Origin of the sequence: Ruegeria sp. MALMAid1280, from assembly GCF_049195285.1 — a bacterium.
Classification (GTDB): Bacteria; Pseudomonadota; Alphaproteobacteria; order Rhodobacterales; family Rhodobacteraceae; genus Ruegeria.
The window spans coordinates 37,396-63,653 of sequence record NZ_JBMIRT010000040.1; the positions used below are offsets into that span (position 1 = coordinate 37,396).

The following is a 26,258-nucleotide window of genomic DNA, read 5'->3' on the forward strand; positions in this document are numbered from 1 at the left end:
CAATCAGCCTCCGATGAATGTATCAGCGAGGCCGATAACAGCGCCGACGACGATAGCGATTACCGGGCCTTTCAGCGAACCCCAGCCGAACACGTAGGCGAGACAGCCCCAGATGAAGCCGACAGCGGCAAGGCTGACGCCAACGACCTTCGAGTCGGCCAGCGTTTCGTTGATGAAATCGCCAATGGCATCTTGCAGCCAGCCAGCGGAGGCGGGCGCTGCTGTGATGATGAACGCAGTGATCGCGAAAAACGCCATCTGCTGGTAGAAGTGGGTTCTTTTCATGAGGAAGTGCTCACTTTGCTTAGGATGATCCGCACGTAATTGCGGGTTTCGGTGAAGGGGGGGACGCCGCCGTATTCGACGACGCGGTGAGGCCCGGCGTTGTAGGCGGCAAGCGCCAGCTTCCAGGTTCCGAACTCGCGGTACTGCGCCGCCAAATAGCGGGCACCACCGTCGAGATTTTCTGCAGGGTTCTTTGGGTTCACGCCCAGGTCTTTCGCCGTTCCGGGCATGAGCTGTGCGAAGCCATAGGCACCCTTGGGTGACAGAGCGTCAGCCCGATACCGGCTTTCCTGCCAGACCAGCGCCATGAACAACTCGGCCGGAATGTCATGGCGTTCCGCCGCTGCGTGGATTTCTTTGACGATCCGCTCCTGCGACCAGCCGCCCGAGGATCTGCGAGGCCGCGGTGCCTTGCCCGCAATCTCGATCTTTTCCTGTGGCTTGGCCTTCGGCGCTTCCGGTTTTTCGTCAAGCGTGTACTCACGCATCCGGATTGGCCGAACGACGCCATTGACGATTTCTGCCCGCGCACCGTTCAGAAACACGCTGCCATCCGGCTCGTATTCGATGACCTGGGCGCTTGCGCCGGTCGCCACAAATGCCGTGGAGACGAGCAGAAGGGGCCGCATTGCTGCGATCATTCGGATTTCTCCTTTGCTTGAGTTGGCGAGGAATTGGAGGGGTTCTGTTCGTCGCCGGTCGCGGCCACGTACTCATCAGTCCAGGACGGCGGAATGCTGACAGCATCCACCAACCAGCCTGCGAGACTTGCGTATTCTTCGCCACCAAGGGCCGAAGTCTTGCGAGCGATAGAGCGCGACAGAAACGAAGCTGCTACGCCGTGCTGCAGCAACAGCGAAATCAGAACGCACAGATCATGCAGATGGTATTCGAGGTCGCTGCCAGAGCGAAAACCGCCGCTATAGAACACTTCACGGGGTTTGATTGGCGACGCCGGATCATACCCGATGGTGACAAAGGCAGTGTGCCCTTGCGGAGTTTCAACGCGGCGTGTTTCAGCCAGCCGACGATCAGGAAGAACTTTGCGCGCAGGCTTGTTCATGACAAAGCTCCCTGCGCATCAAGTTCCGCTTGTCGGATTTGCATTGCGAAATCCACTTCAAGGCGCAGCTCAACGACCACTTCAAGCGGCATAACGATGTCCAGCCAGACACCCTCACGGATCAGGTGAACGTGATAGGTGGCGTTTGGGTAAACGAACCAAAGGGCTTCATGCCGGTTCAGAACGTCGCGCGCGGTGTCGGCGTCGATTGTGCCTGACAGGTCGCAACCGAATTTCAGGGTTGCGTATGAGTTGGCATAGTTTGCTCGGCTGCTGCTTTGGATGAGCGCAGCGGCCTTTTCCGGTGAAGCAAAGCGGAACAGCTCTTTCGGACCCAACGCCTTGTTAACGTCTGCGTGCAACTTCAAGGCTTTGTAGAGCCGATTTGCACGGACATACTCAAGATCATTGAGGACATGGAACATTTCGAGCGCGATTCCGAAAGCCGTGGCGCGGGCATCGCTTTCCAGCCAGTATTCGCGCATTCCGCGCTTGATGGTTGACCGTTCTCCGGCAAGGTGGCGGATTACGGTGAGAATGTCCTTACGGGCTTGCTCGAAGCTCTGGGCGGCAGGCACCCAGCGCCGATCAATCTTGCTTTCGATAGTGTCGAAGGCCACTGTGATCACCTTTCCGCCTTTCAAAAAATAGGTCAGTAGTTTTTACATAATTACTATTATGAGGTTGAGGTTCCGATCATCTGAGCAGCAGGAAATTGGATGCCGGGACACAGCACTGAGCCCTTCGCGGGCTTCGTAGAAAGCCAGCATTCAGCTTGGATCAATCAGCCGGAAGGTCTGACCAAAGTGTCGGGGATGTCCTGTTCGGCGCTGTCGCTGGTCAGTGCTGCGCCGTCGCAAGCGCAGACACGTTGTTCAGGGTCGCACCCATTGACTCTGGCGCGGTGCTGTCCGATCTAAGATCGGCATCTAGGGTTACTGTTTTTACCATAGTACAGTTCTCTCTTGATGTTTGAGGAATGCCCGGATGGATTTGGGGCGTTTCTTGTCCTGTCGGTTGTTGGCGCAATCGACAGGACCGCTCACTGCTCGGTGGTTTTGTTCTGTTGTCACTAAATCGTTGTTTGATCCTTTCCTTCAGCCGCACCAGGACCGGCGTTTGCCGCCATAGTATGGGCGCGCGAGACCCTCGGAAATCAGAATGGCCCCGACCTCCTGCCCAGCGACACGCCCAACCGCTAGGAAGCGGTCATGCACGTCCAGATCTGGTTGGATGACCAGCTCTATCTGGTCCGCCGACTGGATGAGCTCTGTCAGCCTTGCTTTCGCTTTCAATCCCAGAGTTTTTTCCGCACGGCATTGCGGCCGATAGGTCTCCGGCGCATCAAACCCAACAAGCCGATATCGGTGTTCGCCATGATCGAGCGTATCGCCGTCAACGGCAGTCACTTCGGACGCGCTAAGGGTCTTTGTTTGTTTTGATGGTTCAATCCAGACCGCAACAAAGAACAAAGACGCGAGTGTAGCGCTGAGAAACAAGAGCCGTTTCATGTGCCCTGCCCCAGTAATTTGATGAGCCAGGTTCTCGAACGTGCCAGATCAGGTTTTGGATTTCGCGTCCAGAGCCTGCGCCGCTTCCAGACCCTCTGGAGTGATCGACTCGATTGTGTAGTCCGATTTGACGCAAAGAATGCGCCCGTCGCCAAATTCCTGGTGATGCTTAAAAAGCCCCGGCCAAAGATCGAACTCTCTGGGCTCAGCGCCCGCGCGAGAGATCTTCGACTTGCACAAGGCCCCGACATAGTTCGGAGAGCTATAAATGCAGTGGTACTTTGGTCGTCCAAGGGAAGCGAGTCCGATAAATTCGTAGCGGCATGTAAAGGGAACCTGATCTTCTTTCAGGCCCCGGACCATCTCGATGGTTACCACAGTGTATTGTCTCTTGTTGTCCGCCATGACGACCCCCTATGGGCCGTCTTCTACATCCAAAAGTTGTGGACTAAAACACAATCTACGTCAATATAAGAAAGTCAGCCGATTTACGATATTGGATTGTCAGAAATATATTGGCCGGATATTGCTTAAGCGATTCGCAAGCAGGAGAGACCATCTTGAAACACTCAAAATCCAGGAATAGAACTCGCGCGAAGGTCCTTGCAGTTGCACTCGCTGCACTGCCGGCCACGCAGGCCAGTGCCTATCCAATTGACTGTGCCATATTCCTTTGCCTCGCCGGAGGTTGGCCAAGTTCGGCTGATTGCGTCGCAGCCAAGGCGGAGTTCATTCGGCGCATCACGCCCTACCCGGTCGAACCTCCGCTTCAACTCTGGCGCTGTCCGATGAATACGTCACACAGCCCCTCGGACTTGGGTCCTATGGAACGGTTGGAAGCCATCAAGCGCACCAGTGCTAGCCCAGTTCCAGAACTTCCATCGGATGACACCGCTAAGCCATTACTGGTAGACGCATCGATCTCGATAGAAGAGATCCAGTCACATCACGGCCAATACGGTGACGGTTTCCAAGCCACCCCGATCAGCGTCGATCTTTCCTCTTCCGATTTCGACGTTGTGAGGTCCATCAGGGTTTGGGATGTGCGCCACTACAGCTATCGCCGTCGGTCGCGAGAGGACGACTGCGAGCGTTCGCTTGATCTGGTCGTTGGCAGCTATGACGACAACGTAAGCTTTCAATGGTCCGATCACGCCCCCGCGCCAATCCCAGCCTGGCTGCCCCTTGGCAATCGTTGTGAACCTCCCAGCTTCTTCCGCGGCGTTGGTGTTGAGTGGACCGACATTTTCGGGTTCAGCGATTACGAGCTCATCCGATACTGACATTGTTTGTCTAGTGGGTGAATGCGTTGCCCCTGCTGATGCCAATAAGCTTGCCAGCCGGATTGGCACCGAGGTCGTCTGGGCCAGAGGAACACCCTAGTCCCAAAAACAAAAAACCCCCGCAAGGCGGGGCCTCAGCGGGGATCTTCCTAAGTCACGTTTGATCACCTGATTTATAGGAAACTCCCAATTTACTGACAAGGATAAACGCATCTGTGCGAACGGTTTTTCTGTGTCTTTTCGCTGAGGTTCAACCCGCTTTGCTTCCCCGATGAGAAGTAGAACATGAGACCGTTGAACCATTCCGAATTCCATGCCCCGCAAAGACGCGATGCCAATACTGACCTTTTCCAAGGGAAGCCAAAACAATGAGCTTTCGGCAGATCGCATCCACACATCACCACGAAAACATACCTTTTCACAACGGCCTTCCCGAGGGTTGGAACCGAGACAGGTTTCGACAGCTCTGTGTGTGCTATGCGCAAATCAGGGGCGCTTCGGCCCAGTGTATTCGCACCTTTGAGATCATCATCGACATGATCTCGCCATGCGTGTTTCGAGACCCGTCTCAGGAACCCTTTTGCTACGCGCGCCAGGAAACACTGATTGCCGGGCGTGGCGTGACAGATCGGACAATCCACAATCACGAACGAGAACTGGAATTGATTGGCCTGCTCCAACGCAGGCTTGGTGCAAATGGGGCGCGCTGTAAGCGCAAGGGGCTCGGCCTCTTTCTGACCCCTGCTCTGAACCTCATTTCAGAGATGCGCGACGCAGACGAGCAAAGCAAAGCCGAGAAGAAAGAACATGACGAGCTGCGCGGGGATCGATCACGGCTGTATCGATATGTGAAACACAGCCTGGCCGTGCTTGCCTCACTCCCCTGCCCTCCTGAAGGTTTCGACGCGAAGATGGACGCGTTTCGGTCCTGGCCGCGCGCAGACAAGCTGAAATACATGTCGCTGGAGGCGCTCAAGCTACACGTTCAAGCGGCTCATGACCTTTGGAAATGGATCGAAGATCATGTCGCAAAACCCGGTGAAATTTCGGGTGAACCCGAAGCCCGTTTCGGGTCCCATATACAAGACCAAATTGAAGAAACAATTCTGTCCTGTAACGCCGATGGCGAGAGTTCAATGTCCTCGGCAAAAGCCTCGGAACCAGATTGTTCCGGCTTCGGGCCTGACGGCCCTCCGAATTGCTTAGAAAGCAATCATCCGACAGATACGGCATCACGCAAGGCCCAAAAACTACCGCGGGTGAACAATCGCATCCTTTATGAACTGGCCTCACCCGAGTTGCGCATGCATATCGATATCGCCGGTGGTGGAGATCAGAATTCCAAGCCAAGCCTCTTTGCGATTGAGACCGGTGTTTGGTCCCGACTTTCGGAGATTGGCACCAATGTCTCCGCCTGGCACGCGGCGATTGATCGGTTGACCATCATGGGAGCGATCCTGGCTGGAGTAATCACGGATGCGAGGCTGAGTGATCCGCGGTTGCCGCCCGTGGTTAATTCGGGTGGATACCTTCGCGGCATGGTGCAAGCTGAAGAACGGGGTAAATTGAACCTGATTTCCAGTTTCATGGGGCTTTTGGCGCGTAGAGCCCGAGAGGAGGAAGACGGGCTTCCGCAAGACCACTAGAGCGGGTTTTAGCTGTGTCGGATTATGCCCGCCAGCTGCTCAAATTGACGTGTCTCATCGGCAGGATATCGCTCTGTTTCCGCCTCCAGAACAGAACCGTATTCAAATCTGTGATTGGCTACGGGAATTCCCGAGTAGTTTGTTCAGCTTTAGGTTGCTAATCGGCCCCAACGGCAACGCGGAACAGAAAGACAGCTTATGAAAATCGCGGATATTGGCAATTCTGAACTGGATTTCAGGCAAACAGGCGAAGCGCGCCTCCAGGAGATTTGCTCCAGGTTTGGACTGGAAAATGCGTCCTACGCCCATATCGACAAGTATCACAACGTTGTCCACGGCTGCACCACGTTCCCGGCCGAATGGGTCAGGCATTACGTCGACAACGATCTGGTTCTGGCCGATCCCCTCATTCGCTTTGGCGCTGCAATGATTGCACCAATTGATTGGGCTGTGTTTGATGACCAGCGTGAACATGCACCGCTATTCGAGGCTGCAAGGGAATTTGGTGTGGGTCAGAACGGCCTTTCCATTCCGGCTATCAATCCGTTTGGTGAGCGTGGTGTTTTTACGGTTACGTCCAATCTGCCGCGGTCTGAGTGGGACGCCTTGGTCGCTACAATGCTCCCTGCCCTTCGCCATGAGGCACAGGTCCTGCATCTGCTTGCGCTAGATGTCATTGAAACCGTATTCAACTTTCCCTCGGATTCCCTGTCTGGCGATGAACTGGATGTGTTGAAGATGCTCGCGTCGGGTTTGATACCGTCTGTCATTGCCAGGCAGACGGGGCATTCTTCGCGAATGGTAGAGGCACTGACTGCTTCGATCACCACCAAGCTCAAAAGCCGGACGATTGAACAGGCAGTGGCGCGGGCAGTCAGTACTGGATTTCTTAAGTGGAGCGATTTCTTTGCCGACCCTGTGGCCGAACTGGTCAATATGGAAAGTCAGCGACTATGCGGTGGGATCGTCCGTTGGGGTGGCAGGTCTCACGAGTTTATCGCTTTTGAAGACGGCAGACTGGTTCGGAACGCTGATAGCTTTCAGCCGGTCCAGATCACGGATCTCGTGAGAGAGTTTAACTTGAGTGCAAACGAGGTGGTCGAGGAACTTGCGCGTAACATTGATCAAAGATTGCGGATTAGGTATCTCTGAATTCGGCTAAAACGCACTGCTTTGTCTTTGAAAAGACCGCAGGCGCAAGTTTCACGTAATTTCGCTTACGCCGCTGTGCCACCGTAGTAGAGCCCACTCTAACTCTGGTTTCTAAATCTCCTATTCTGCTGAAAACGCGTCACGTTCAAAGCTTGGCTACAGAGCCCTTAGACGCGAGGGCAGCAGATGCTGTCACCTTCGTTCGAACAGCCAAAAATTGGAGATTGAGGCCTTATCTCTGCAATGCCCTGGTATACTGGAGGATCTTGCCCAGCGTGGTTTCACAGGAGGTGCTGACCCGTTCGCCGAAACAGCGAGTCTGGCGTTGGCCGTGAAAGCTCCAGTAATAGCTTCTGACGCCGTCAACGTAGCGCTAAGGCAAATCCGCAATCGTTGTCTATTTGGAACCTGTCCCTCTATGAATAGATTTCAATTGGCGTTCCGTCTTTGACCATAGCGTAGATCTCTTCAATCTCCTGATCTGTGACAGCGACGCACCCTGCGGTCCAGTCACGCTTGTTCGTGGGATCAATTCCAGGGCGAGGGCCGCCATGGATAAAAATATCACCGCCCGGAGAACGACCCCGAGCTCGGGCAAACGCAGAATCCGCCTCGTTCGGATAAGAGATTCCGATTGAAAGATGGAAAAGGCTTTCGGGATTGCGACGGTCAATTACATAGGAGCCTTCAGGTGTTCGCCCGTCTCCTTCGAATTGCTTGTGACCTTCGGGGGCAAATCCGAGTCCAATCGGAAAAGTCCGCAAGACACGCTCACTACCATCGAGGATAAGTAGGCGCTGCCCTTTGTATAGCCGAAGCCGAGTCACAACCGGCCCATTGTAAGTACGGAACTTGTTTGCACAGCCAGACAAAAAGGCGGCTATGAAGCCAGAGAGAAACAAACGTCTTTTCATAGGAACTGCCCGGCTCATTTTGATTTTTTCAAAAGAATATCACTAAAGGCCAGTTGAACAAAGGTGTATTGGATCTCACTAGGACAGGAACCGAAAACCAAGTGATCAGTTGTGGCCACCTCGTCAGCAGTGCAATGAGTGACACTTTGATTTCGACATTTGTTATTCTTACGCAACCTTTCAGTTTTCGCCTATTCAGTATCGAGATCGCTGCTGTAGTCAGGTTTTTTGCCGCTGGAAATCTTGACGCCGATTATTAAGCGAGCCAGATCGTCTACCGAATTGGATTCTTGTTCTAAGGGTTCGTTCACTACGCTGCACCTGTATCGATTTTCAGGTACCACGTAGTTTCGCGCCGGGCCACCCACCCTCAGATAGCGTCACTGTCTAGCTGCAACTTAGGACAATCTCTGTCTATCTGAAATTAGATCTACCAAATTTCGCAAACATATTTGAGGCTCTATTTGTTTCTACTTTGCTTCATCGGCCCGCCCAACGAACCGTTCAAACACTGCAAGAGTTTCGTCACTTACATGATGCTCAATACCTTCAGCGTCATGCTCTGCCACTTCCGGTGAAACGCCCAAGGCGATCAGGAACTCCACGACAATCCGGTGACGCCTTCTACAAGCTTCCGCCAATTGACGCCCGGCATCGGTCAACTGAAGTGAGCGGTAAGGTATTTGCTCAATGAAACCCTCTCGTTTCAAACGAGTCAAATTTTTGGAAACCGTAGGTTGGGTCACGCCCAATCGCTCGGCTATTTCGACCGGGCGCGCTGCACCATTCTGATGGATCAGCTCCGCGATAAGTTCAACGTAGTCTTCAACCATTTCGCTTTGGTGAGCCTGTCGCACAGCCTCAAACCCGCTCGCCTGGGTATCAATACTACGATCTGAATTTACCGGTTTTGTTTCGGTCATCGGCTCATGATTACGTCGCTGGTCTAGTCTCCAGTGTATGCACCTGAAAGCCGAGCTTGACAATGAGCATGCCTTCATCCTTAAATTAGACAAGGCTAACTTAAATAGACAGTGCTATGAAACATCTGATAGCGTCCACACTTCTTTGCGCACTGCCAGTGATCGCGGATGCCACGGCGATTGAAGAATCTCCTTGGGCCCCGCGCGCTGCCGCGTATCGACTGACCTTGTTCATGGGAAATCTAACCCCGGTTCCCTGGGATGAAATTGAGAGGAGTTGGACTTCGCCCGCACCTGGCAGTGACATTCAGGTCGCTCCCCTATCACGCGTCTCCGACAACGAAGCGCTTGCGATCAACCAAGCTATGCAAGCCGAAGATCGGCAGGCGCTGTTCGAAGCAAGCACAACTGCCATTGCGGAGGGAATCCTGCGCCATCTGGATGTCGCAAAGACCGCGCTGGGTCAGCCTGAGGCGGCCCGCGAGGTCGCGCAAGCGGCTGCTCTGTTCCGCGCATTCGAAGATGGTATCAAGGCTGCGGACACGTCGGCGGCTCGCGACCTGGGCCGGGCATGGCTGGTTCTGAACTCCACCCTTGGCAGCGCAGGAGTACTGGGCAACGGCGCCCAAACGGTGGATGCCGACCAATTTGCAGAAGCTCAGGCCATTGTCGCTGCCTATATTCGTGCCAACTATCTGCCATCCGAGTATGCCCAACGCGACAAGTTAACACCGCTGCCTGAAACAGTTGTGCTTTCCGGCGAACAAATCACAATGCCCGCCACGCTGCCGCCAGGGTCAAACATCGGAGATCAGGCGCAGCTGCCGCGGCTGGTTCTTCAGTTTGAGGAGGCGGGTGAGGATGAAGCTAATCTACCGCTGGTGGCCTACGGTGACATGCTGTTCGACAGCCCCGAAATCTTCGGCGGCCCGGCGCGTGAGTTGGGCATCGCCTGCTCGACCTGCCACAACCGCTCCGACGTGAACCGGGATTTCTTCATTCCGGGCCTTTCATCCCATCCGGGTGGGATGGATGTGGACGGATCGTTTTTCAATCCAATGTTCAATGACCGGACCGATGATCACTTGGACACGCCTTCTATGCGTGGCATCCGCTTTACCGCACCTTATGGCCGCGACGGGCGCGAACCCAGCCTGCGCCGGTTCATCCGAAATGTGATTGTGACCGAATTCGCGGGAAAGGAACCAACGCCGTTCCAACTGGACGCGCTGGAAGCCTATGTCAAACAGTTCGACTTTCTTCCCAACCCAAAGATCGACCGGTCCGGCAAGCTGACCGATCTGGCGTCAGATGCCGCCAAGCGCGGGGAGTTGCTGTTCAACACCAAATTTGCCGGACTTGGTGACAAATCCTGCGCTTCGTGTCACACGCCTGACCGTCAGTTCCGCGATGGTCTGACCTACGACATCGGCAGCGCTGAACCACCATTCCCCGGCGGCACGGCTTCTGCGTTCGAAACCCCGACGCTGCGCAACGTCAATTTCACTGCACCTTACATGCATGACGGATCGCTGCCGACGCTGGCCAGCGTTGTTGACTGGTTCAATGATACCAAAAATTTGGGTTTGGACGAAGCACAGCGCGCAGATCTGACGGCCTACGTCGAAGCTGTTGGAGACGGTGAAGACCCCTATCAAGTATTCGAAGGTCGCAACAGCGTATTCCGCTTGTCCTGGGAAGAGCTGACGACATTCGCCAGTACGCTCGATACCCTGCTGCCGATGCAGGATGCCGAAAACATAGCGGTTCTGATCGACACGGTAGCTCCTGATCTGGCCGCGGATGCCAGTGTCATGGTCAATCAGAACGCCAAGCCCGAAATCTACGAATTCGCCGCGATCCTGCGAGCGGTTGGCGATGCCAGCGCCGAAGGAAACTGGACCGAAGCCATCCGCCAGTGGGAACTGTTCAAGTCCATGCAGGCCGAAATTGACGAGAGGATGTTCTGATGTTGTCGCGCCGCAATTTTCTGGTCGCTGCAGCCGCATCTGCAGCCATGCCCGTAATGGCTGCAACTGACCAGGGGCTGAAGCTGGCCTTCATCCCGCAGGAGAACCCCGAAAAGCTGTTGGGTGACATCAACGTCATCACCGGCTGGCTTTCAGAGCAGATGGGCGTCCCGGTCACGGGGTTTGTCACGTTCGACCACGCTGCTGCCGTTGAGGCGCTGCGCAACGGTGATGCCGATATCTCGTTCATGGGAGCGTTGCCCTTTGTGTTGGCCGAAGACCAGATCGGCGCCGTACCGCTATTGTCCGAGGTTTATCGCGGGCAACCCAGCTATTCGGGCCGGGTCTTCGTGCGGCGTGACAGCGGAATCGAAGCGCTGGCCGATCTCCGGGGACGTGACATCGCCTTTTCCGATCCGGTCTCGGAATCCGGTTACATCTATCCGCTTGATCTGTTTGTGCGCGCCGGGCTGTTCGCGGGCACGGGCGATGCCGACAGCTTTTTCGGGCAGAAATTCTTTGCTGGCGGATATCAGCAAGCGATGCAGGCCATGGCCAACGGACTGGTCGATGCGGCAGGCGCAAGCCAGTATGCCGATCTCTATCTGACCCCGGATCAGCAGGCCGAGGTCAAGGTGCTGGCGGAATCAGAACAAATTCCCAGCCACGCAATCATTGCCCGCCCTGATCTGGACGCCGGGCTGCAGGCAAAGTTCATTGAAACCATGCTGCGCCTCAACGAGAGTGAGAACCGTCATCTGTTGGCCTACCTCTATGGCCCGGATGGCTATCTTCCTGCTGATCCATCGGTTTACGAGGGCGTGCGCGAGACTGCGCGGCGGTATGGGTTTCTGAAATGAATCCTGTAGTTTCACTCAACGCGATATCGCAACACTTTGCCAGTGCAGCGGCGCTTACAGAAGTTTCACTATCAGTGCAGCCCGGTGAAAGCGTCGCGCTACTCGGTCCTTCGGGTGCGGGCAAATCAACGATGCTGGCTTTGTTGGACGGTCGTTTGCGTGGTTGGCACGGCGAAGCCCAGGTGCTTGGCAAGCCACTTTTGGCAACTGGGGTTCCATCCCGCGAGGACCGTGCCAATACCGGCTTTATCTTTCAGGAATTCGCACTGGTTGATCGGCAGAGTGTTTATCAGAATGTAATGAACGGTCGGATGGGCCGGATGAATATCTGGTCTTCGCTTTGGGGGCGGTTCCGGGAAGAGGACCACATGTGCGTGACACGGGCGCTTCAGGATACGGGGCTGTCAGACCTGGCAAGCCGCCGTGCCGATCAGTTGTCGGGTGGGCAACGGCAGCGCGTTGCGATTGCCAGATGTCTGGCACAAGAACCCGAGTTGATCCTTGCGGATGAGCCCGTCAGCAATTTGGACCCTGCTCACGCCGAACGAATTCTGAGCCTGATCACAAGCTCTGCACGTAGCCGTGGTATCGGCGTCATTTTCAGCTCGCATCAGCCGGATCTGTCGCGCCGCTTTGCCGAGCGCATCATAGGCCTGCGAGATGGCGTGGTATTGTTCGACAAACCGTCGGCTCAATTTACCAGCGGGGACATCGACGAGCTGTATCACGGCGCCAGTGTCACATCGGGGCTGCGTGTAGTCAGTTGATGGGCCGATCTGTCATTTGGGTCATGCTGGCTCTGGCGATCCTGTGGTCGCTGACCAGCGGGGATATGGGATTGGGCAAGCTGCCAGGCGCAGGGCCCCGTCTGGCAGAGTTTATGGGGCGCATGATCCCACCTGACCTGTCCGTTTGGCGCGAGGTTCTGACAGGGCTGGCGGAGACACTGAGGATCGCCATTCTGGGAACATTGTTCGCTGTAATCCTGTCCTCGGGACTGGCCCTTCTGGCCTCTGAAACTATGGTGTCACCAACAATTTGGCGCCCCGTCCGCGCCTTGCTGGCGGTTATCCGGTCGATCCCGCTGATCCTGGTCGCCATGCTAATGGTGGGCGCTGTTGGGTTGGGACCACTTCCCGGTATTCTGGCAATCACATTTCACGCGACTGGCATGTTGGCAAAGTTCTATGCGGAAGCCATCGACAACGTTGCTACCGCTCCTGTGGCGGCGCTTGAAAGCGCGGGAGCCAACAGAATTCAACAGTTGCGTTGGGCGATCTGGCCGCAGATGGCGCCTGTGATCATGCGCGATACCGTATTTCGGTTTGAACTAAATCTGCGCGAAAGCCTGATACTGGGCATTGTCGGTGCCGGTGGCATCGGGCTGTATGTGCAAACCTATGTACGGTCGTTTCAGTATGAAAAGGCTGCGACCGTGACGTTGGCAATCATTGTTCTGGTTTTATTGTCAGAGGCGCTGAATACGGCCTTGCAAAAACGGTTCAACTAAGCCGGAATCTCCCAATTCTCCAAGGAAAAGGCTCGTGTCTTTCCTTTCTTCCATCGCGGTTGAAGGTTGGATGCTTCGCTTGAAACCGGGCCGGTGTAGTCTGCTACACACCCCCTCACGCTGGTTTGTTAAGGCCTCAAGCTTGCTAGATTGAAAGTCGCCTGCGTTGAGGAAAATTCTTGGTGCCAATCTAGCGTTCAAACGGATTCACCGCTGTTTCCATGGGAATGTGTTGCCGAAACATTTGCTACCAGCCTGCCAGTGCGTAGTGCTCTGACACGTGCGTTCATCCAATGCCTCACGACGACTCGGTACATCAGTTCACGGAAAAAGCCAAAGTTCTGCCTGTGACGGACATAGAAGGAGTCAGGGGAGTCAAAGACCCCAAAATCCTGCACGATGCCGTTTCTTTGAATGTATGTGTCACGGCCTTCCCATTCGACCTGGGGATCGCTCAGGCAATCCGTCCCCACACCATACCCACACAGGCTTTCTGTTTTGGGAAATGTCTGCTGCAACACGCGTAAGAAAAGCTCATCCAGAATAAAGCCTTCCAGCTTTAGCCACGTACCCTCTGCTTCGACTTCGACCCATGAATGCACAATCTCCATCGGCGCCATCGGATAGAAAAGCTCGGGAACCACACCCCTCTGCAATTCTTTGTGGATCGTAAAGCCATGCAAACGGCATCGGATACCGCTGCCGCGAAACAGTGCCATCAGAAGAGTGCCCTTGGTATTGCATTGCCCATAGCCATTGGCGAGTACCTCTGACGCCGGGATATCGTCTGCACGGTTGTAACCAAAGGCAATCTCGTTACGCACGAAATCATAAATAGCGCCAATTCGATCCAATACAGGCAGATCGGGCCAGCTCCGTTCCGTTATGAGCCCCAAAATTGCGGGTGTTTCAAAATCAAGCAGAGGTGTGGCGGTTAGCAACGGGTCTCGGTTCAGCATTTGGTCTCTCGTCGAATCAACTCAGAAAGACTTTTAACTGCTATAGTGACTATAGCTTCAAGAGGCTAATTCCAGTTCGCAATAACGCTGCCCGGGGTTACGCGCCGATTTCTTCGTGATCAGTAAGACATTCGGAATGATCGCGCAGAACTTCGAGAACACGACAGTCCGAGGTGTTGCCGCCACTGCATTCATGCACCATGCGCTCCAGCTCGGTCCGCAACGCTTCCAGCCGCGCCATTCTTTGCTCAATCTGTTTGAGTTGCCGGCGCGCGATACTGTCGGCTTCATGACATGGGCGATCCGGATCGTCGGACAAATCAAGCAGTTCGCGTATCGCCTCAAGCGAAAACCCCAATTGGCGGGAATGACGGATGAATGCAAGGCGATCCAGTTCGGCATGGCCGTAACGCCTCTGGCCACCTTCGGTGCGCCCCGGTTCCGGCATAAGTCCGATCTGCTCGTAGTAGCGGATCGTCTGAACCTTGGTTCCGGTCTTTTTTCCGAGCGTTCCGATCGTCAGCATCTGGGTCTCCTTGCAAAGTTACAGCTTATGTAGGTTCGCGTCGACACCGCACAATAGTACCTTCCAGCCGGTGGACCTGTGACACCCAGCCGCAGGCTCAAAAACCCCTTTGAACCTCTAGCAGGTAGAGGGTGTACATGCCGTTCTGAACCAAGAATCACAGGCGGACGGCTAACTTTGAAACTGACCGTGTTTCAGAAAATCTTATGGGTAATGGCTGGTGTCGCAACGGCGGCATTTGCCTATCTGATGCTGTGGTCAGAATATAGACCTGCGCGGATTGAGGAGGGGTCTGTCCCGTTCGAAGCCAGGTTCGAACTGACAGATCACTCTGGTGTTGTCCGTACTCAGAACGACTTTGCGGGCAAATGGATGTTGGTGTTTTTTGGGTTCACCAACTGCCCGGACGTATGCCCTACAACACTGTCTGAGGTAGCAGCAGTGCAGGAAGGGCTGGGCGACCAATCAAACCAAGTGCAACCTATCTTCATTTCAATTGACCCCGAACGCGACACTCCGGCCGTCCTGGCCGAGTATGTGCCACTTTTCGATGCGGGGATCATTGGGCTTACAGGCACGCCAGAACAGATTGCGCAAACGTCCAAGACCTTTCCGATATTCTACGAACGGATCGAACAAACCCCTGCGCCGGATGGATATACGATGGGGCATACCTCTCATCTGTTTCTGTTCAACAAGGACGCTGGATTCGTCCAGTCCTGGTCCTATGGCACGCCTGCCGAAGAAATTCTTGCGGATCTGAAACAGAGACTCTGAGCACCATGTCCCGGTTTTCTAAAGATACACTTCTCGGCCTGGCCTGGGCGATTGCCTTGGTTGCTTCTCTTTCTGTTCTGTTCATTGGAGAGATCCTGGGGCAGACGCCCTGTGTGCTGTGCTGGTTCCAGCGCGCGTTCATGTTCCCATTGGCGATCGTACTGGGGCTTGGCCTGTGGTGGCAGGACCAGAACGTGGGCCGATACGGGATAGCACTGGCATTGGGGGGCGCCGTTGTCGCCTTGTGGCACATGGGCCTGTATGCTGGTCTGATCCCGGAAAAAATCCAACCATGCTCGGCAAGTGGTCCGTCCTGCACCGACGCAAATCAATCTGTTTTGGGCATCCCGATTCCGCTGATGGCGCTCGTTTCATTCGCGCTGATCGGCGTTCTGTGCGCCCTTTCACTCAAGGAGAAACAAGTATGAACAGACGTGGCATGATCTTGTCCGTTCTCGCGCTCGGTGGGGCCGGATTCGGGGCCGCCGCCTGGTACGTGAACCGAACGACTGCTTCAGGCAACACCGAGCCTGTCGCACCCGAAATCGCCGAAACACTTATCCGTTCCTACTCGCCTGTTCTCGGCCCTAAAGACGCACCGGTTACAATTGTCGAATTTTTCGATCCGGCTTGTGAAGCCTGCCGTGCCTTTCATCCGGTCGTGAAGGACATAATGGCTCAGCATGGAGACGCCGTGCGTGTTGTGATCCGGTACACCCCTTTCCATGGCGAAGGCTCAGAGGAGGCGATCCGCGTGCTTGAAGCGGCACGCATGCAGGGGGTCTTTGAACCGGTCCTGGAAGCCGTGCTGCGAGAGCAGCCCAAATGGGCCGCGCATGGTGCGCCTGAGCCTGGTCTTATTATTCGAATTGCAGCAGCGGCGGGACTGGATGCCGAGGCAGCGCAGGCACAAATGCTTGCGCCCCAGACAGTTGGTGTTCTCAATCAGGATCGCGCTGATGTCGAAGCGGCCGGTATAAGGCAAACTCCGACATTCTTCGTCAATGGCAAATCTCTGGATCCGTTTGGTGAGGCTGAATTGAGGCGCCTGGTCGCTGCAGAAGTTGCAGCACTGCAAAGCTGAGCAGTAGCGAGAGGTACTATGAGACTCACTGCAAAAAATACTCTTCTGGCAGGTGTACTGAGTGCATTCGGTCTGACGGCCATTCTCTCGGCACCGGTTCTGGCAGGGGGCAACGATGTTGTCGTTGAAGATGCCTGGTCGCGCGCTTCTATTGGCTCCAACCGACCTGGGGTCGCTTACATGACGATCCGCAACACCGGCAATGAGGCCGTCACGCTGACGTCTATCCGCACCGATCTTGCGAGGATGCCCGAGATCCATCAGACATCGACCAATGCAGAGGGCGTCAGTTCCATGGCACCCGCTGGCGAGCTGGAAATTGCGCCGGGTGGTTTCGTAGCGCTTGAGCCGGGCGGGCTCCACGCAATGCTCATGCGGCTGCAACGCCCTATGATCGAAGGCGAGCGCTTTACGCTGACTCTTATCTTTGCTGATGGCGCAGAAAAGACCGTCAACGTGCCGATATTTGGCATCGCGGCGCGAGGCCCCGAGAGCTGATGCAGCGGCGACGCGTTCTCACATTCGGGTCTGCTGGACTTGGAGCAATCGGCCTGACGCTCTTTGCCGGATGGTGGCAAGTGGATGGGCCGGGAGCGGCTCAATCCGATCGCCTTCGCCCCCTTGCGTTGTCGGACATGAACTTTCGCATGGTTGATCACGAAGGGATCACCGTCACCCCGCAATCGCTGGTCGGACGTGCAACAATGGTGTTCTTCGGCTTTACCTACTGCCCGGATGTTTGCCCGACGACTCTTTCGGATATTTCCCTCTGGCTGGATGATCTGGGCAATGACGCGGACGAGTTGAACGTCGTGTTTATAACCGTAGACTCTGAAAGGGACACGGTCGATGCCATGGCCGATTATGTCAGCTACTTTCATCCGGCTATTCGCGGTTGGGTCGGCGTTTCGGACCAAATCGCGCAAGCCGCAGACGACTTTCGCGCCAATTATGAAAAAGTTCCACTGGAAGATGGCGACTACACAATGAACCACACCGCAAGTGTTTTTCTGTTTAACCCCACAGGCGAATTTGTCAGCACCATCGACTATCATGAGCAGAGAGAGTTCGCTGTACCCAAGATCCGCCGCGCTTTGAAAAGTGGAGCGGATACAACATCATGAACGCACGGTTTCTAGCAACCTCGGCGATCGCGATCAGCAGCGTCTCGATTGCTTCGATCATGTTCATTGCCTCGAACAGGTCTGAAATGACGGCGCCTGCGCCCACGGTCTTTCAGCTGCCCAAACTTCCTGCGGAACCGCAGATCACATCGGCTCCGTTGCTGAATGTACCATCGGCAGAACTCGCTCCAAGCCCCGTTTCGTTTCGACCTGCTCAGCCGGAACCCATTCAGGCAGAGGAACCTTTGCCACCTGTTGAACCACCTTCACGAACATGGACGCGCGAGCTTGCAGTGGGTGACACACTCGACAGTATGCTGTCTGACGCGGGGATCGACGCAACCGATCGCGCCGAAATCGCACTTGCACTTGGCGCTGAATACGACTTGCGGCGCTTGCGGCCGGGTCACTCGATAACAGTCGTTGCAACGGCAGCGGATCAACTGTGGAGTGTGGAGCTCGCCGTGGAAGATGGCGTGAGAATTGAAGTGACACTTAGCGAGACGTTGTCCACGCGCGTGGTCTCACCGGAACCCGACACTGTCATTCTGGCCCGCAAAACAGAGATCGAAACTTCGATTTCAAATGCGCTGAGTAGCGCAAAGATCCCGGTTCGTTTTGCGGTGGATCTCGCTCAGATGCTGAGCGGGACAGTGGATTTTCGGAGGGACCTGACAGGTGGTGAAGCTCTCCGTCTTCTCTGGCGCGAAAAGAGCATCGATGGCGAGAGGGTGGGCCAGTCCGAGCTCATTTTTGCGGCGCTGGAAGTTGATGATCGGCTTTACGAAATAGCATGGCCAGACGACGACAACGGTCGCGCCACGATCTATGTTGATGGTGAACTTCTTCGTGTCTTTGCCCAACCCGTCGAAGGCGCGCGCCTGAGTTCAGTCTTTGGTCGGCGAAAACACCCGGTCTACGGCAATGTGCGGATGCATACAGGTGTCGATTTTGCTGCTGCACGCGGCACGCCGGTACATGCGACAGCTCCGGGCCGGGTATCCTATGTTGGTTGGCGCGGGGGGTATGGGCGTGTGGTGGAAATCGCTCATGGATCGGATACGGTCACGCGATATACGCATCTTAGCGCAACCGCCGATGGTCTGGCCAAAGGTCAGCGCGTGGAGGCTGGCGAGATGGTTGGCCGTGTCGGGTCGAGCGGCACCGCGACCGGCCCCAATCTTCATTATGAAGTATTGGTTGACGGGCGCCCAACGGACCCGCTTTCTGACGACCGACTTGCTGCCGCTGCGAACAACGAGGTTGAAAGCGAAGCAGCGCGAAAACGCTTAAGAAATGCTCGGGCACAGCTTGAGGAACAGCTGGGCAATACCGTCGCCAAAAAAAGCGAATCTAGTTCGTGAGAGTTTCTTAAAACGGCTTCAGGTGCGCGGCTATCAGTTAGCGGGTATGCGCACCTGAAGCGAACTGCACTGCAGAAGAACCAAATCAGAGGATGTAAGATGATGGCAATCGCGGGGGCCTTGGTTGGCGCCGTTTGGGGTGGGGTCCTGGCAAAGCGCCGGAATGGCAACAGCCTTGATATTCTTCAATACGCTACAGGATATGCCATCGCTTTTGGCCTGGTGGCGTTCTTTCTTTCGATCGCAGTTGTGCGCCTGATGTAACGCGCCAGTAAGCGAGGCGAAAGCCGGACACCTTGAAGTCCGGCTTCCACTCTTATGTGGTCGCAGCGCCTGTTCCGTGCGAGCCAAGGGTATTTGCCGCAGTCTGGGCGGTGTGATCTTCCGGAGCTTTCAGAAGCCGTAAGGCATTGGCCACGACCAGCAAGGACACTCCGACATCCGCGGCGATTGCACCCCACATGGATGCCAGCCCAAAACCCGTCAGAGTCACAAACAATGCTTTGGTCGCAAGTGAGAAGCCGATGTTCTGACGGATGATCGACATGGTTCGACGTGAATGGTCGATCAGCCAGGGTACTTTACCGATGTCGTCGGTCATTAGAGCAATATCTGCGGTCTCAATAGCAGCGTCGGACCCAACTGCACCCATCGCGACCGCATAATGTGCCCGAGCCATCGCAGGTGCATCGTTGACGCCATCGCCGATCATCGCAACCATCTCGTGTTGCTCTGCCAGTTCTTCGATCGCAGCGACCTTGTCTTCCGGCAGAAGCTGGGCCCGGACTTCGTCGATGCCGACTTCGGCTGCTACCGCTCTCGCGGTTTGTTCGTTGTCACCTGTCAGCATGATGATTGACTTCACGCCCTGCGCGTGAAGCCGGGCAACGATGTTCTTGGCTTCGGGGCGAATGCGGTCCCGCAGCTCAAGCAAACCGGTGACTCCGTTCTCATCCCCGACAACCACAAGTGTGCTTCCCGCGCTCTCGATCTGGTTGCTCAATTCGGCAGGAATGGACGCGCCAAAGCCCTTCTCTACAGCGAAGCGGTCAGAGCCAAGCCAGATATTTCCGCGCTCGGTGCGGCCCTCAAGACCCCGACCGGGAACGGTTCGGATATCTTCAGCCGCAGATATCGAAATGTCGGTCTGTTCTGCCCTGGTGAGAATGGCGCGGGCCAACGGGTGTGAAGATCGAACCTCAAGGCTGGCAGCGCTTGCCAACAGTTCCCGCTCGGATGCGCCGCCCAGCGGATAGACATTGGCCACTTCAGGCTCGCCCATGGTGATCGTGCCGGTCTTGTCCATGGCCAGTGCGGTAGTGCGCCCGGGGGCTTCGATATATGCACCGCCCTTAATCAGAACCCCGGCCCGGGCCGAAGCGGTCAAAGCCGCAACGATTGAAACCGGCGTGGAAATGACGAGTGCACAGGGGCAGGCGATAACCAGAAGAACAAGTGCATTGTAAAACCAAAAGCCCCACGATGCGCCAAATGCAAGCGGTGGGATCAGGGCGATGGCCACTGCAACGACCATAACGATGGGCGTATAGATCCGCGCAAATTTTGTTACCCACTGCTCAACCGGCGCACGGCGCGCATGAGCATCACCGACCATCCGGATGATCTTGGCAAGCACGGTATCGGACGCTGTTTTCGTCGCACGTATTTTGAGGGTGCCTTCACCATTGATTGTGCCGGCGTAGACCTCATCACCCAGCTCTTTGGGGATCAGTGCGCTTTCACCTGTGATTGGAGCCTGGTCAACGGCACCGGCCCCTTCGATGACTTCCCCGTCAAGTGGAATGCGATCCCCACCCCGAACGATGAAGCTGTCGCCGACAAAGACATCCGCCGCCGGGACCGTTGCCTCTGAGCCGTCAGCACGAACCAGCCGAACCGTCGGGGGGGCCAGATCAAGCAGCGCGGATACTGCGTTGCGAGCCCGTCCGACACTCCAGCTTTCCAGATAAAGAGAGAGCGAAAAGAAAAATGCTACAGTTGCCGCTTCAAAAAACTCACCCAGACCGATGGCACCAGCGACGGCAACAACCATCAAAAGGTTCATATCCGGCGAAAGGCGCTGCGCCGAAGACCAGGCCTTGGGGGCCACCAGCCAGACGCCAAACAAGATCGCGACCGCGAACAAAGTGGCCTCGGGCAAAGGCATCGGAACCTCACCATGTCCCGAAAACAGTCCAAGCGCACCGCCCATGCCTGTTTCGAAAATGTGCCAACCAAAACCTGCCGCCCAAAACCCTCCGCTGAGTGCGGTGAACCGCCGCTGCCGCGCAATATGCGCCGCCTGATCCTGGGCGGCATTTCCGTCATCCCAAGGTTTGGCGGTCATACCGGTGCTGGCAACCAGCAGCATGACATCTTCGTCAGAAAGCTTGGCAGCACCGTCAAGAAGCGTCATCCGACCGTTGATCACATCAAATGCAAGATGCTCTTCGCCACCTGCTTTCGGGCCGACGACACGGTTCAGGATCGCCACCTCTTCGGCGCAATCGAGGCCAGAGACCTGAAAGCTTCTGCCACCTTCGGGAATCGGACCGGCGGGCGCGATGTCGCCACACCCGCCACTGCCGCACGCGTTGTGACCTTGTCTATTTTCGTGGTCATGGTCGTGGCTGTGGGTATCGGATGACATAGTTAGACCTCAAGAATCTCTGCGGTCCTTTGCAAATAGTTCCTACAGCAACTAGAGCTTCAATACCTTTCTGAATTTTTTAGCATCCGGGTTCGTTGCCCGCGATATTGATGCTTCATTCCGTCTTGCGGGCTGGTCGTGTGGATGCCATCTAGTTGCAGAGAACGCAGGAAACTTTGGAACAGGTCAATGCAGAAACGGATCGCAATTACCATCACGTTAGTATCGATTACTGCCGGTTGCTCAGCCCAGTTCACAGGGGGCAAGAGTAAAGCACTCGAACCAGGCAATCTGCCAGATTCAGTCGTTGCGCTGGCAGGGCCGGGGCAGGATCTGGCTACGGCACGCCTTTTGCCAGAAGACAATTGCTTCTGGTATGAGCACAGGGGACCCGTCGAGACGACATTGGTACCATTGCGAGCGACGAATGGCGCTCCGATCTGCGCCGCGCGCGACGCCTGACAAAAAAGAGGGCGGCGACGTCCACCTCCGCTGCCCAAAATTTATGAGCGGGCTGTGACGCTATCTTCGGCCGAGTATAAATATGCGGTCGAGCCGATTGTTACATGTGGGTAGAGATCATTGATATGGGCCATGATCATTCTAACACATCCAGAACTTGCGCGACCACCGATGCTTCTGGGCTGAGGTGTGCCGTGAATTCTGAGATATGTATCTCGATTTCCAACGTATAGATAAAGGGCTCGAGAGCCGAGAGCATTACTTGGCCCGGGTTCCATGCCATCCCGAAATTCCGCGTATTCGGGGTTGCGCTCGATCATTGAAGCCGTTGGCGTCCAATGTGGCCACTCGACCTTGCGCCGGATAGCATAGGTTCCGGGCTCGTAAAGGTTCCCTCGCGCGATCGCAACGCCATAGCGCATTGCGGTCCCGCCTTCCTCGATATGGTAAAGATAGCGCGCGACCGCATCGACATGGATGTCACCAGGAACCAAACCATCATTTGCTACGACACGTCGTGGTAAAAAACGGTCATGAACGCCCCATGGATTTGAGGTCGCTGGATCGTAATCAAATGGCGTGACCTGGCTGTCCCAATAGGTCTTTTGCGACGAGGTTGGCCATGTTTTGGCGATCAATGGACTGGCCGCAGACGCGGAAAACAGCGCAGTGGTTGATTGAATGAAATAGCGCCTTGTCAGCATAGATCTCAGCCTGGTTCACAAGTTCAATGTATTTGCATCGCATTTTCACGATCAAATTCGAGTCTTAAAGCCTCTAGCAGCTAGAGCTTCAAGAGGTTTCAGGTAACGCTTAGTTTATCCAGTCGATCAGGTGCGCGGTGGCGTGAACTCTGATTTGATCGAGTTTGCTTTGGACTGGGTCAAAAAAGCAATGGAAAGAACCGAAATGCCCATTGTAGTTGCTTCGTGTTTTCGGTTTCCGACGATGCAAGCCAAAGGAACAAGACGGGAATTCGGCGCGGCTTTGCAACAGCTTATCTGTCCTTGGATACAGAGCGGCAAAAACCCGCGCGCACGCTGTACTTGCCGCTTAGACCCGCTGAATCCGCGTAGTTGTCTTCTCAGCCAGGAATGTCAATCAGGAGTCATCGCCGTCAGGCTGCACGGTCACTTTGGCCTCCACGGGCACACCCTCAACCACCAGAGGGCTGTGGCTGTTGCCATTGAGAGAAACTTTTACTTCAACATCGCCATCGGGGAGCGACGGAAGGTGTAACCAATTGGCATAAAGGCGGCCCAGCTTTTCGCCGTTGATATAAACATGCGCGTGACCTTCGCCTGGAACGTCAGCCGTGGAGGCATTTTCCGGAGCAAAGCGAAAGTTCTGCGGTGTCACACGCAGATTCCAGCCCGCCATAGGATCCTTAATCATCTGGATCGCCACACTGGGGGCGTCGCTGTCGGCAGGCAGATTAGTGGCAGCGGAGTGGTCGTGCGCTGCCATCTCCATGTTGCCGCCATGTTGGGCCGGGTCAGTATGGTCATGGCTCTCAAAGGTGCTACCGCTGCTGGCGGCAATCACAAAGCCAGCACCGCCGCCAAAGACAAGTCCGATGGCAAAGAGAGCAAGAGAACGGGACATCTTGTCATCCTCAATAAAAAAACCCCGCCGGTGTAACCAGCGGGGTAGCAATGGAGGAGCGCGATCAGACTGCAGCGCCTGCGCGCTTGCCTTCTGTCTGCCAGAAGTAGCCGGTGAAACTGCCTAAGAGTGCCCAGGCGGCCATGCCGATGCCGAAGGCCCGGGCAGCAAAAAGCGCCCCGATCTCGGTCGGAACCGGCCCAGAGAAACTCTCAGGCTCAGGGGCCCCGATAATATGCGGTACCATTAGCAGCACGGCCGCAATCAGGTAGCTTACCAGGTTACCTCCAAAGGCAATCAGCCACATGGCTACGCCGGCTGCGGCAACGGTGACCGTCCACCAGATCTGACGCACTCCCACATCTGCTGCCGCTACGCCGGGAACTTCTGGAGCCAGTGACAAGCCAGGAGCAAAGTGGAAGGCGACAAAGCCCGCAAGACCCCAAAGCAGGCCGGTGCGGCCGTTGATCTCATGCCCCTGACGTTCGGCTACTGACATCAGCGCCGCCAGGACTAGCGCATAGCCGGTATAGGTAAGCATGGTGAAGATAATGCTGAGACCATCGCGCATCGGCTCGGCGAACATGCCGGGCAGGTCGGGATGCGCAGTTACGGGATCAGCGCCAAAATGCACCAGGTCGCCGCCCTCATAGAGCTCGGCGTGAAGTAGCACTGGCTGCACGAAATACAACTGCAGAAGGGCGGCAATCAGCCCCGCTGCAGCACCAGCGAACAAGCCGCTGGTCAGAATACGACTGAACATTGTTTTAGTGGCAGGGGAAGCCAGTTGCGTGGCGCACATCATGAGCCGCGTCATGCAGGCCAGAAGCCTGAACATGGCCAGTCACGGTAATGATCCCTAGACCCAGAACCACGGCGAATACTGCAGGCAGAAAGGATGCGCCAGCGGCGGATGCCTTGATCGTTTTTGTCGTCATTTTAATCCTCCTCGCCGTCACACCCGACGGCATATGTTGTGTCCATCCTACGGCCGGTCTCCTGACTCGCAGGTCACAGCAGACTTCCCCCTTCCCAGCGCCATTACGCCAGTGGTATTGGAAGGCCGCTCGCCGCTCACAGTCGCGGGGGCGGTCAAGGCTTCAGTGCGGTAGTTTGGTGCACCGTCCTCATTCCCGTTTCAGTCCCAGTGCGTAGGCACCTTTGGACACCGTAGAAGCCTTTATTGTTCCATAGTGCTTTGTTCCGTCAAGTACGAAAGCGACATCATAGTATTCTGCAGCGGTCAATCTTAGGTAATGGCAGGCTTGGTTTAGATTTTAGCCGTTCAGTGCAGAAGGCTAAGTCGAAAAACACAAACTGTAAGCTGAAAACTCGACACCGGAGCTTTGGTCGGCAAGTTGCATGTTGGCTATCTTTTTTGTGCCGGTATACGTGCAATCGCCTTGAAACGTAGCTTACCTAGCTTCCTGGCGTCAGCGAAGTCGCCGTCAGTACTGTCCTCATACATCCGCATGAAGATCATTATGTCCGGAAGATCGACAACCGTAACCTCACCGAAAAGATAGGCGGTCTTGCCGCTTTGTCGCACCGCCAACGTCTGTGGTCGGTGACAACCGGACATGCAATCCACTTGCTGCAACTCGGCTTGCACCCCCGATGCCTCCAGCGTTGCGGCTAATTGATCATAAAGGGTGGAATCCGCGTCGCGGCAGGTTCTGCAAAGCGTGAGGTTAGGTAGGCACATGCGTCAGGCTGATCCTTGATCGAGAACTTCCATCTGAGATTTCATATTTGCTGGTCGGTTGTTAGCTCAGTTTCAATACGTGTTTTGACTCTAAGTCTGGAAAAGAGTCCATACTCAGGCAGGAAGGACACATGAGCCCTAGCCCTCGAAAACTTTGCAAATACACCGAGTGCGAGACGGGGATTTGGCAGGGCGAAGAAGCAACCATCAGACGAAGAAATTTTTAAGTTTCTACGTGAGACTGAGCTGAAGCAGGTGGTAGGCGATGAAGTGGAAACAGCTCACGCGAAACATCTTTGTTCTTCAATAATCTGAAACAGCATTGCCTCCGGGATCGGCTCGCCATGACACGCCTATTTTCAGGTCCGCGCGCACCGCGCCTCCCAAGGCGAATTCCGAGACGCGACAGGTTCTTGTTGCGCGTAACTAGGTTCGTTCTATCGTCAATTACAGTCTAGATCCGGGACATATAGCGGGGTTCGTGCTTGATGGTTACCTTTCGGTTACCACGACCGATCATGGGACTGAATGCGTAGCGACAACCGACGACATTCAAAAGGAAGTACGCTGATGCGAAACGCCTCGGCATTAACAACTTTTCTGTCTGCGTCACTACAACCGAGGATCGCCCATGCCGCCATCGGTTCTCGCCGCAACCCGGTGTGATGGGTGTTGTGATAACGGCATATCTCCGGGTGCAGCCAGTCTTCGAACTCCTCCAATGTCATCGACGCAGTGCCGGAGCCGTCGCATTTCCCCTTATCCTTGGGGGATAATTGCGTTCTTCCCTAAAGTAGATGAACGGCCTCCATGGTCGTCCTAATCAGGCGTTCGATATCTTCGCCGTAACGCGCTCGACCCGGTGGCCTTTACTTGACGGAGATA

The 26,258-nt window shown here is 55.5% G+C and carries 31 protein-coding genes and 1 riboswitch; of the genes, 15 read left to right on the plus strand and 16 right to left on the minus strand.

Features of this window, described 5'->3' with window-relative positions:
• Positions 1-3: 3 nt before the first annotated feature.
• From ACOQFT_RS05640 to ACOQFT_RS05665, 6 genes are all read right to left on the minus strand, one after another.
• Positions 4-285 (minus strand): hypothetical protein, encoded by a 282-nt coding sequence (locus ACOQFT_RS05640; RefSeq protein WP_152460685.1) that lies wholly within the window; start codon positions 283-285, stop codon positions 4-6.
• Positions 282-926: a lytic transglycosylase domain-containing protein gene (locus ACOQFT_RS05645; RefSeq protein WP_152460686.1), complete on the minus strand. Its 645-nt coding sequence runs from the start codon at positions 924-926 to the stop codon at positions 282-284. The genes ACOQFT_RS05640 and ACOQFT_RS05645 overlap by 4 nt, the downstream gene beginning before the upstream one ends.
• On the minus strand, positions 923-1,348 hold the full coding sequence (locus tag ACOQFT_RS05650) for a hypothetical protein (RefSeq protein WP_152460687.1): 426 nt from the start codon (positions 1,346-1,348) through the stop codon (positions 923-925). The genes ACOQFT_RS05645 and ACOQFT_RS05650 overlap by 4 nt, the downstream gene beginning before the upstream one ends.
• Positions 1,345-1,968, minus strand: coding sequence for a hypothetical protein (locus ACOQFT_RS05655; protein WP_152460688.1), 624 nt, complete (start codon positions 1,966-1,968; stop codon positions 1,345-1,347). Before ACOQFT_RS05655 ends, ACOQFT_RS05650 begins: the two co-directional genes overlap by 4 nt.
• 477 nt (positions 1,969-2,445) lie before the next feature.
• Entirely contained in the window at positions 2,446-2,859 is a 414-nt protein-coding gene (locus ACOQFT_RS05660) for a thermonuclease family protein (protein ID WP_170634636.1), read from the minus strand.
• Positions 2,860-2,907: 48 nt separating this feature from the next.
• On the minus strand, positions 2,908-3,264 hold the full coding sequence (locus tag ACOQFT_RS05665; RefSeq protein ID WP_142638830.1) for a hypothetical protein: 357 nt from the start codon (positions 3,262-3,264) through the stop codon (positions 2,908-2,910).
• A gap of 419 nt (positions 3,265-3,683) precedes the next feature.
• On the opposite strand from ACOQFT_RS05665, the gene ACOQFT_RS05670 reads away from it, so the two are divergent.
• The 3 genes from ACOQFT_RS05670 (at position 3,684) to ACOQFT_RS05680 (ending at position 6,940) form a co-directional block, all read left to right on the plus strand.
• Positions 3,684-4,142 (plus strand): hypothetical protein, encoded by a 459-nt coding sequence (locus ACOQFT_RS05670; protein ID WP_170634638.1) that lies wholly within the window; start codon positions 3,684-3,686, stop codon positions 4,140-4,142.
• A 368-nt stretch (positions 4,143-4,510) separates the two neighbouring features.
• A complete protein-coding gene (locus ACOQFT_RS05675; protein ID WP_170634640.1) occupies positions 4,511-5,788 on the plus strand; it encodes a helix-turn-helix domain-containing protein in 1,278 nt (425 codons plus the stop codon).
• Between the two features lie 198 nt (positions 5,789-5,986).
• The gene (locus ACOQFT_RS05680; protein ID WP_170634642.1) at positions 5,987-6,940 is read left to right on the plus strand and encodes a helix-turn-helix transcriptional regulator; all 954 of its coding nucleotides are present in this window, start codon (positions 5,987-5,989) and stop codon (positions 6,938-6,940) included.
• 416 nt (positions 6,941-7,356) lie between these two features.
• Here the strand turns inward: ACOQFT_RS05680 and ACOQFT_RS05685 are convergent, their stop codons facing one another.
• Both ACOQFT_RS05685 and mntR read right to left on the minus strand, forming a co-directional pair.
• Positions 7,357-7,854, minus strand: a complete 498-nt coding sequence (locus tag ACOQFT_RS05685; RefSeq protein ID WP_170634645.1) for a L,D-transpeptidase family protein — start codon at positions 7,852-7,854, stop codon at positions 7,357-7,359.
• Positions 7,855-8,324: 470 nt separating this feature from the next.
• Entirely contained in the window at positions 8,325-8,777 is a 453-nt protein-coding gene (mntR, locus tag ACOQFT_RS05690; protein ID WP_170634647.1) for a manganese-binding transcriptional regulator MntR, read from the minus strand.
• A gap of 365 nt (positions 8,778-9,142) precedes the next feature.
• Here mntR and ACOQFT_RS05695 point away from each other — a divergent pair, with 365 nt between their 5' ends.
• The 4 genes from ACOQFT_RS05695 to phnE are packed head-to-tail and all read left to right on the plus strand — an operon-like array spanning position 9,143 to position 13,117.
• A complete protein-coding gene (locus ACOQFT_RS05695) occupies positions 9,143-10,747 on the plus strand; it encodes a cytochrome c peroxidase (RefSeq protein WP_421597057.1) in 1,605 nt (534 codons plus the stop codon).
• Complete coding sequence (locus tag ACOQFT_RS05700) at positions 10,747-11,607, plus strand: phosphate/phosphite/phosphonate ABC transporter substrate-binding protein (RefSeq protein WP_170634651.1); 861 nt, start codon at positions 10,747-10,749, stop codon at positions 11,605-11,607. The genes ACOQFT_RS05695 and ACOQFT_RS05700 overlap by 1 nt, the downstream gene beginning before the upstream one ends.
• The gene (locus tag ACOQFT_RS05705; protein WP_209251504.1) at positions 11,604-12,374 is read left to right on the plus strand and encodes a phosphonate ABC transporter ATP-binding protein; all 771 of its coding nucleotides are present in this window, start codon (positions 11,604-11,606) and stop codon (positions 12,372-12,374) included. The genes ACOQFT_RS05700 and ACOQFT_RS05705 overlap by 4 nt, the downstream gene beginning before the upstream one ends.
• A complete protein-coding gene (phnE, locus tag ACOQFT_RS05710) occupies positions 12,374-13,117 on the plus strand; it encodes a phosphonate ABC transporter, permease protein PhnE (RefSeq protein WP_209251502.1) in 744 nt (247 codons plus the stop codon). Before ACOQFT_RS05705 ends, phnE begins: the two co-directional genes overlap by 1 nt.
• A 197-nt stretch (positions 13,118-13,314) precedes the next feature.
• On the opposite strand, the gene ACOQFT_RS05715 is transcribed toward phnE, so the two are convergent.
• Together ACOQFT_RS05715 and ACOQFT_RS05720 are read right to left on the minus strand one after the other, a co-directional pair.
• Positions 13,315-14,076, minus strand: a complete 762-nt coding sequence (locus ACOQFT_RS05715; RefSeq protein WP_170634657.1) for a transglutaminase-like domain-containing protein — start codon at positions 14,074-14,076, stop codon at positions 13,315-13,317.
• Between the two features lie 97 nt (positions 14,077-14,173).
• On the minus strand, positions 14,174-14,602 hold the full coding sequence (locus tag ACOQFT_RS05720) for a MerR family transcriptional regulator (protein ID WP_170634659.1): 429 nt from the start codon (positions 14,600-14,602) through the stop codon (positions 14,174-14,176).
• Positions 14,603-14,815: 213 nt separating this feature from the next.
• On the opposite strand from ACOQFT_RS05720, the gene ACOQFT_RS05725 reads away from it, so the two are divergent.
• From ACOQFT_RS05725 to ACOQFT_RS05755, 7 genes are all read left to right on the plus strand, one after another.
• Positions 14,816-15,379: an SCO family protein gene (locus ACOQFT_RS05725; RefSeq protein ID WP_209251500.1), complete on the plus strand. Its 564-nt coding sequence runs from the start codon at positions 14,816-14,818 to the stop codon at positions 15,377-15,379.
• A 5-nt stretch (positions 15,380-15,384) separates the two neighbouring features.
• Positions 15,385-15,807: a disulfide bond formation protein B gene (locus ACOQFT_RS05730; RefSeq protein WP_209251498.1), complete on the plus strand. Its 423-nt coding sequence runs from the start codon at positions 15,385-15,387 to the stop codon at positions 15,805-15,807.
• Positions 15,804-16,463, plus strand: coding sequence for a DsbA family protein (locus ACOQFT_RS05735; RefSeq protein ID WP_209251496.1), 660 nt, complete (start codon positions 15,804-15,806; stop codon positions 16,461-16,463). The genes ACOQFT_RS05730 and ACOQFT_RS05735 overlap by 4 nt, the downstream gene beginning before the upstream one ends.
• 18 nt (positions 16,464-16,481) lie before the next feature.
• Positions 16,482-16,961, plus strand: coding sequence for a copper chaperone PCu(A)C (locus tag ACOQFT_RS05740; protein ID WP_209251495.1), 480 nt, complete (start codon positions 16,482-16,484; stop codon positions 16,959-16,961).
• Entirely contained in the window at positions 16,961-17,587 is a 627-nt protein-coding gene (locus tag ACOQFT_RS05745) for an SCO family protein (RefSeq protein WP_209251494.1), read from the plus strand. The genes ACOQFT_RS05740 and ACOQFT_RS05745 overlap by 1 nt, the downstream gene beginning before the upstream one ends.
• On the plus strand, positions 17,584-18,951 hold the full coding sequence (locus ACOQFT_RS05750) for a M23 family metallopeptidase (RefSeq protein ID WP_209251493.1): 1,368 nt from the start codon (positions 17,584-17,586) through the stop codon (positions 18,949-18,951). The genes ACOQFT_RS05745 and ACOQFT_RS05750 overlap by 4 nt, the downstream gene beginning before the upstream one ends.
• A gap of 99 nt (positions 18,952-19,050) precedes the next feature.
• Complete coding sequence (locus ACOQFT_RS05755; RefSeq protein ID WP_170481525.1) at positions 19,051-19,215, plus strand: hypothetical protein; 165 nt, start codon at positions 19,051-19,053, stop codon at positions 19,213-19,215.
• A gap of 52 nt (positions 19,216-19,267) precedes the next feature.
• Here the strand turns inward: ACOQFT_RS05755 and ACOQFT_RS05760 are convergent, their stop codons facing one another.
• On the minus strand, positions 19,268-21,601 hold the full coding sequence (locus ACOQFT_RS05760) for a heavy metal translocating P-type ATPase (protein WP_421597058.1): 2,334 nt from the start codon (positions 21,599-21,601) through the stop codon (positions 19,268-19,270).
• Positions 21,602-21,790: 189 nt separating this feature from the next.
• Here ACOQFT_RS05760 and ACOQFT_RS05765 point away from each other — a divergent pair, with 189 nt between their 5' ends.
• Positions 21,791-22,063: a hypothetical protein gene (locus ACOQFT_RS05765; RefSeq protein WP_421597059.1), complete on the plus strand. Its 273-nt coding sequence runs from the start codon at positions 21,791-21,793 to the stop codon at positions 22,061-22,063.
• Between the two features lie 41 nt (positions 22,064-22,104).
• Here ACOQFT_RS05765 and ACOQFT_RS05770 read toward each other — a convergent pair whose 3' ends face one another.
• The 5 genes from ACOQFT_RS05770 to ACOQFT_RS05790 all read right to left on the minus strand — a co-directional run bounded on the left by ACOQFT_RS05770 (position 22,105) and on the right by ACOQFT_RS05790 (position 25,373).
• The gene (locus ACOQFT_RS05770; protein WP_421597060.1) at positions 22,105-22,767 is read right to left on the minus strand and encodes a L,D-transpeptidase; all 663 of its coding nucleotides are present in this window, start codon (positions 22,765-22,767) and stop codon (positions 22,105-22,107) included.
• A 397-nt stretch (positions 22,768-23,164) separates the two neighbouring features.
• Entirely contained in the window at positions 23,165-23,668 is a 504-nt protein-coding gene (locus tag ACOQFT_RS05775) for a hypothetical protein (protein ID WP_421597061.1), read from the minus strand.
• A 64-nt stretch (positions 23,669-23,732) separates the two neighbouring features.
• Positions 23,733-24,431: a CbtA family protein gene (locus ACOQFT_RS05780; RefSeq protein ID WP_421597075.1), complete on the minus strand. Its 699-nt coding sequence runs from the start codon at positions 24,429-24,431 to the stop codon at positions 23,733-23,735.
• 4 nt (positions 24,432-24,435) lie between these two features.
• A complete protein-coding gene (locus tag ACOQFT_RS05785) occupies positions 24,436-24,606 on the minus strand; it encodes a CbtB domain-containing protein (protein WP_170481539.1) in 171 nt (56 codons plus the stop codon).
• A 34-nt stretch (positions 24,607-24,640) separates the two neighbouring features.
• A riboswitch (cobalamin riboswitch) is annotated at positions 24,641-24,856 on the minus strand.
• 181 nt (positions 24,857-25,037) lie between these two features.
• Positions 25,038-25,373, minus strand: coding sequence for a DUF1636 family protein (locus ACOQFT_RS05790; protein ID WP_170634680.1), 336 nt, complete (start codon positions 25,371-25,373; stop codon positions 25,038-25,040).
• Positions 25,374-26,258: the final 885 nt, after the last annotated feature.